Raw genomic sequence first — 6,280 nt, forward strand, 5'->3', positions numbered from 1 at the left:
AGCGGACCCTCGCCGCCGACGCCCTCGCCGTGCCCGCCGACCCCGGGGCCGGGGGGTCCGCGGGGCCCGTGGAGCTGCCCGGCGGGGTGGAAGTGAGGCGTCGTCACAGCGGGGGCCCAGGCGAGGGGGGTGACGGTGGTCTCGCGGGGCCGGAATCGGCCCTGCGCGGCGGGCGGGGGTGTGCCATGCTTGAGATCGTCCGTCGGGCTGCCCGCCCCTGAGGCCGCCGGCGGAGGACCCATCCCCAGCAGAACCCCCAGGAGCGGCGCCGCATGGACGCACAGGATGTCCAGAACGATCTCACCCACGTCCTCATGAGCCGCGAGGAGGTGCAGGAGACCGTCAAGGACCTGGCGGCGCAGATCGACCGCGACTACGAGGGCAAGGACCTGCTCATCGTCGCCGTCCTCAAGGGCGCGATCATGGTGGTCGCCGACCTCACGCGCGCCCTGCACTCGCACGTGCAGATCGACTTCATGGCCGTCTCCTCGTACGGCTCGGGCACGAAGTCCTCCGGCGTGGTGCGGATCCTCAAGGACCTCGACGCCGACCTCACCGGCCGTGACGTGCTGATCGTCGAGGACATCATCGACTCCGGCCTGACCCTCTCCTGGCTCAAGGCCAACCTGGAGTCCCGCGGCCCGGCGTCCGTGGAGATCTGCACCCTGCTGCGCAAGCCGGACGCCATGAAGGTGGAGATCGACGTCAAGTACGTCGGCCGGGACATCCCCAACGAGTTCGTGGTGGGCTACGGCCTCGACTACGCGGAGAAGTACCGCAACCTGGACTTCGTGGGCACCCTCGCCCCGCACGTCTACAGCTGACGGGCCCCCTCGCCGCGCGTCTGCGGCGGACGGGCCCCCTCGCTCCCGAACTGTCCTGCATCGTGCCGGTATGAGCCGCTGAATCGCGCTCATTCCGGCCGTCTGCAGGACAGCTCGAGCGATTCCGGTCAGATGCAGGAAAGCTCGGGGTGCTCGGGTGATTCCGGCCCGGTGCAGGACAGCTCGGACGCTCGGAAGGCTCGCGCGCACGCCCCCACCCCGCCCCCTCGCGCCCCGCGGCACTGTCCACCGGCGGCGAACGACGGCGGCCTGGTCGCCTCGCGTGTCCGCTCGGCCGGTACGGTGGGGCAGTGACCCCGGGCACGGCGCCCCCGCGCGCCACGGCACCGGGTCGCAGAGGTGTTCCACGGGACGGTCCGTCCGGTGGGGCGAGACCCCACGACGACAGTCCGACCGGGAGAGCAGAGGGACCGTGAAGAAGCTGTTCAACAAGCCCTACATCTGGATCCTGCTGGGCCTGCTGGTGCTCGCCGTCGCGATCCCGCTGGCCACGTCGCAGACGGGCCGCACCATGGTGGACACCAACGTGGGCATGGCCATGCTGCAGGACGACAAGGCGGCGCAGGCCCGCGTGGTGGACGGGGACCAGCGCGTGGACCTCACGTTGCGCGAGCCCTACTCGCAGGACGGCAGGGACCTCGGCAAGGAGGTCTACTTCCACTTCGCCACGGCCCGCGCGTCGGACGTGGTCACCGCCGTGGACGACTCCGCCCTGGACGGCTATACGGACGAGCCGGTGCGCAGCAACTGGCTCCTCTCGCTGCTCGGGTTCATGATCCCGTTCCTGCTCATCGCGCTGCTGTTCTGGTTCCTCCTGTCCCGCATGCAGGGCGGCGGCGGCAAGGTGATGCAGTTCGGCAAGTCCCGCGCGAAGCTCATCAACAAGGACAACCCGGACGTCCTGTTCAAGGACGTGGCGGGCGCGGACGAGGCCGTCGAGGAGCTCCAGGAGATCAAGGAGTTCCTCACCGTCCCGGACCGCTTCCGCGCGGTGGGGGCCAAGATCCCCAAGGGCGTGCTGCTCTACGGCCCGCCCGGCACCGGCAAGACCCTGCTCGCGAAGGCCGTGGCCGGCGAGGCGGGCGTGCCGTTCTACTCGATCTCCGGCTCGGACTTCGTGGAGATGTTCGTGGGCGTGGGCGCCTCGCGCGTGCGCGACCTGTTCGAGCAGGCCAAGTCCAACGCCCCGGCGATCATCTTCGTGGACGAGATCGACGCCGTCGGCCGGCACCGCGGCGCAGGCATCGGCGGCGGCAACGACGAGCGCGAGCAGACCCTGAACCAGATGCTCGTGGAGATGGACGGCTTCGACGCGTCCACGAACGTCATCATGATCGCCGCCACCAACCGCCCGGACGTGCTGGACCCGGCGCTGCTGCGCCCGGGCCGCTTCGACCGGCAGATCCCGGTGGAGGCCCCGGACCTGGAGGGCCGCGCGAAGATCCTCGAGGTGCACGCGCAGGGCAAGCCGATCGCCCTGGACGTGGACCTGCGCTCCCTGGCCAAGCGGACCCCCGGCTACACGGGCGCGGACCTGGCCAACGTGATCAACGAGGCGGCGCTGCTGACGGCCCGCTCGAACAACAACGTGATCGACAACCACGCCCTGGACGAGGCCGTGGACCGCGTGATGGCGGGCCCGCAGAAGCGCACCCGCCTGATGAATGAGCACGAGCGCAAGGTCACCGCGTACCACGAGGGCGGGCACGCGCTCGTGGCGGCGGGCCTGCGCAACTCGGCCCCGGTCACGAAGATCACGATCCTGCCCCGCGGCCGCGCCCTGGGCTACACGATGGTGGTCCCGGAGGACGACAAGTACTCGGTCACCCGCAACGAGCTGCTGGACCAGCTGGCCTACGCCCTGGGCGGGCGCGTGGCCGAGGAGATCGTGTTCAAGGACCCCTCCACGGGCGCCGCGAACGACATCCAGAAGGCCACGGACACGGCCCGGAAGATGGTCACCGAGTACGGCATGTCCGCGAAGGTGGGAGCTGTGAAGCTCGGCGGCGGCAGCTCGGAGCCGTTCGTGGGCGGCGGGGGCGGCGGCTCCTCCCGGGAGTACTCCGAGGAGCTCGCCTACCTCGTGGACGCGGAGGTGCGCGGCCTGCTGGACGGCGCGCACGCCGAGGCCCACTGGGTGCTCACCGAGAACCGGGACGTGCTGGACCGCCTGGCCTACGAGCTGCTCGAGAAGGAGACGCTCACGCAGGAGGCCATCGCGGAGATCTTCCGGGACGTGCGCAAGCGCCCGGAGCGGGACGTGTGGCTCGCCTCGGACGAACGCCTGCCGCAGGACATCCCGCCCGTGCTCTCGCCGTCGGAGCGCCGCTCGCGCCACGAGGGCGGGGAGCAGACCCCGGTGGGCGTGGAGGGCACCACGGTGCCGGTGCACCCGGAGGGCGCGCCGCCGTCGTCGCTGGGCGGGGACGCCCCGACCCCCGGCCTGCCGCCGCACGGCGGCCCGAGCAGCTCGCCGGGCGCCGGCGAGGGACCCACGAACTGAGCGCCGAGGAGGCCGGCATGACGGAGCAGACCCACCATGACGACGCCGCACGCGGCTCGGTGCCCGCGGCGGCGGACGGCAGCGCGGCGGCGCCCACGGCGTCGACGCCCGCGGCGGCCGGGGTGCCCGGGACGTTCGACCCGGACTCGACGGCGATCGACCGGCCCCGCATCGAGGCGGCGGTGCGCGAGATCCTGCTGGCGATCGGCGAGGACCCTGACCGCGAGGGCCTGCAGGACACCCCGAAGCGGGTGGCCAAGGCGTACGCGGAGTTCTTCGCGGGCCTGCACCAGGGCCCGGAGCAGGTCCTGGGCACCACGTTCGACATCGCGCACGAGGAGCTCGTCCTGGTCAAGGACATCCCGTTCTACTCGACGTGCGAGCATCACCTGGTGCCGTTCCACGGCACGGCGCACATCGGCTACATCCCCTCGGCCGAGGGCCGGGTGACGGGCCTGTCCAAGCTGGCCCGGCTGGTGGAGCTGTACGCGCGGCGCCCGCAGGTGCAGGAGCGGCTGACCACGCAGGTGGTGGAGGCGCTCATGGAGCACCTGGCCCCGCGCGGGGCGATCGTGGTGGTGGAGGCCGAGCACATGTGCATGTCCATGCGCGGTGTGCGCAAGCCGGGGGCGAAGACCGTCACCTCGGCGGTGCGCGGCCAGCTGCGGGATCCGTCCACGCGCTCCGAGGCGATGAGCCTCATCATGCACGGCTGAGGACCACCGACGGCGGAGGAGGACACGTGGACGAGAGCATCGACGCGGCGGCGCGGGAGGCGAACCGCGCCCTGCTGGGGAGGCTGCCCGCGGACCGGACCCTGGTCATGGGCATCCTCAATGTCACCCCTGACTCGTTCTCGGACGGCGGGGAGCACGCCACCGTCCGCGCGGCCGTCGAGCACGCCCGGCGCATGGTCGCGGACGGCGCGGACATCGTGGACGTGGGCGGCGAGTCCACGCGTCCTGGCGCCCGGGCGGTGCCGGTGCAGGAGGAGCAGGAGCGCATCCTGCCTGTGGTGGAGGCGCTGCTGGCGGACGGCGTCGTCGTCTCCGTGGACACCATGCACACCGCCACGGCGCGGGCGGCCCTCGAGCTGGGCCCCGTGATCGTCAACGACGTCTCCGGGCTCGTGCACGAGCCGGACATGCCGGCGCTGATCGCCGCGTCGGGCGCGCCGTACATCCTCATGCACAACCGGGGGAACCCGCAGACCATGGATGGGCTGGCCGTCTACGAGGACACCGTCTCGGACGTCGTGTGCGAGCTGCGGGACGTGGCCGGCCGCCTCCTCGCCGCGGGCGTCGAGCCCGCGCAGCTGATCGTGGATCCGGGCCTGGGCTTTGCGAAGGCCGGCGAGCAGAACTGGGAGCTGCTGCGCGGCCTCGAGTGGCTCCGCGCCATGGGCCACCCGGTGCTCATCGCCGCCTCCCGCAAGCGGTTCCTGGGCACCCTGCTGGCGGACGACGACGGCGCCCCGGCCCCGCCCGCCGCGCGCGACGCCGCCACCGCGGCGATCTCCGCCCTCGCCGCCGCCCAGGGCGCGTGGGGCGTGCGCGTGCACGACGTGCGCGCCAGCGCCGACGCCGTCCGCACCGCCGCGGCCTGGGCCGGGGCGCACGCCCCGGGTGAGCCCGTCTCCCAGGACGTGCTGCCGTGAGCGCCCGGGACCGCATCCGCCTGGCCGGGCTGTCCGCCGTCGGGCACCACGGGGTCTTCGACCACGAGCGCCGGGACGGGCAGCCGTTCGTCACGGACGTCGTCCTCCACCTCGACGCCGGCCCCGCCGCGGCCGGCGACGACCTCGCCCGCACCGCCAACTACGCCGAGGTCGCGGACACGGTGGTCCGCCTGGTCACCGGGGAGCCGGTGGACCTGATCGAGACCCTCGCCGACCGGATCGCCCGCGCCGTCCTCGCCGAGCAGCCCGTGGTGGCCGCCGTCGAGGTCACCGTGCACAAGCCGCAGGCGCCCATCCCGCACGACTTCGCGGACGCCGCCGTCACCGTGCACCGCACCCGGGGGGACCTCGCGTGAGCACCGTCGACTGGTCACACCCGGCCGAGGGCCCCGCGCCCGTCCCCGCGCTGGGCGCCCGCCCGGATGCGCCCGTCTCCGCCGTGCTGGCCCTCGGCGCCAACCTGCGCGAGCCCGCCGAGACCCTCGACGCCGCCGTCGCCGCCCTGTCCGCGCTGCCCGGTGTCACCGCGCTGCGCGCCTCCCCGCGCGCCGTCACCGCGCCCGTGGGCGGCCCGCCCGGGCAGCCGGACTACCTGAACCAGGTGCTCACCCTGCGCACCACCCTGTCCGCCTGGGAGCTGCTCGCCGTGGCGCACCGCCTCGAGCAGGAGCACCACCGCCGCCGCGAGGTCCGCTGGGGCGCGCGCACGCTGGACGTGGACGTGATCGCCTACGGGGACCTCGTCATCGACCACCCGGACCTCACGCTGCCGCACCCCCGCGCCGCCGAGCGCGGCTTCGTGCTGCTGCCCTGGCTGTGGCTGGACCCGGACGCCGTGCTCGCGGGCCGGCCGGTGGCCGAGCTGGCCGCGCTCGCCGCGGACGCCCCCGGGGTGCGCCGCGCCGAGCCGGAGCGGCATCGGCTGCTCGCCGGCCGGGACGACGTCGTCCCCGTGCGTCCCCGCGCCGTGCGCGCGCCGGGCCGGGACGCGATCGACGGGTCGGGCCCGTGATCGCGCTGCGCTCGTGGTGGACCGTGGTCGCGGTGGCGGTCGCCGTCCTGCTCGGCTGGCTGGCCGGGCTCGCCGCCCCGTCGCTGGGCTGGGGCGCGCCCGTGGTGGGCCGCAGCGGCCTGATCACCGTGACCGCGGTGTCCGTGCTGTGCCTGGTGCTGGGCTGGCGGGTGCGCCGGGACCGGGAGAAGCCGCCGGCCGCGCGGATGGACCCGATCGCGGCGGCGCGCACCCTGGTGCTC

The 6,280-nt window shown here is 73.7% G+C and carries 7 protein-coding genes; all 7 read left to right on the forward strand.

Translation table 11 applies throughout. The features are described 5' to 3' along the window. The first annotated feature begins 272 nt into the window (after window positions 1-272). A complete protein-coding gene (gene hpt, locus NWP10_RS10010; RefSeq protein WP_017488941.1) occupies window positions 273-824 on the forward strand; it encodes a hypoxanthine phosphoribosyltransferase in 552 nt (183 codons plus the stop codon). Window positions 825-1,257: 433 nt separating this feature from the next. Then, a complete protein-coding gene (ftsH, locus tag NWP10_RS10015) occupies window positions 1,258-3,348 on the forward strand; it encodes an ATP-dependent zinc metalloprotease FtsH (protein ID WP_017488940.1) in 2,091 nt (696 codons plus the stop codon). A 17-nt stretch (window positions 3,349-3,365) separates the two neighbouring features. Then, the gene (gene folE / locus NWP10_RS10020) at window positions 3,366-4,064 is read left to right on the forward strand and encodes a GTP cyclohydrolase I FolE (protein WP_248193968.1); all 699 of its coding nucleotides are present in this window, start codon (window positions 3,366-3,368) and stop codon (window positions 4,062-4,064) included. Window positions 4,065-4,090: 26 nt separating this feature from the next. After that, entirely contained in the window at window positions 4,091-5,005 is a 915-nt protein-coding gene (gene folP, locus NWP10_RS10025) for a dihydropteroate synthase (protein WP_258300802.1), read from the forward strand. Then, a complete protein-coding gene (gene folB, locus NWP10_RS10030; RefSeq protein WP_248193971.1) occupies window positions 5,002-5,382 on the forward strand; it encodes a dihydroneopterin aldolase in 381 nt (126 codons plus the stop codon). Before folP ends, folB begins: the two co-directional genes overlap by 4 nt. Then, entirely contained in the window at window positions 5,379-6,038 is a 660-nt protein-coding gene (gene folK, locus NWP10_RS10035) for a 2-amino-4-hydroxy-6-hydroxymethyldihydropteridine diphosphokinase (protein WP_248193973.1), read from the forward strand. Before folB ends, folK begins: the two co-directional genes overlap by 4 nt. Continuing rightward, window positions 6,035-6,280: DUF3180 domain-containing protein (locus NWP10_RS10040; RefSeq protein ID WP_258300803.1), on the forward strand; the 246-nt coding region annotated here is incomplete at its 3' end. The genes folK and NWP10_RS10040, both read left to right, overlap by 4 nt.

The organism is Micrococcus sp. HG099 (assembly GCF_024723355.1).
Taxonomy (GTDB): domain Bacteria; phylum Actinomycetota; class Actinomycetes; order Actinomycetales; family Micrococcaceae; genus Micrococcus; species Micrococcus endophyticus.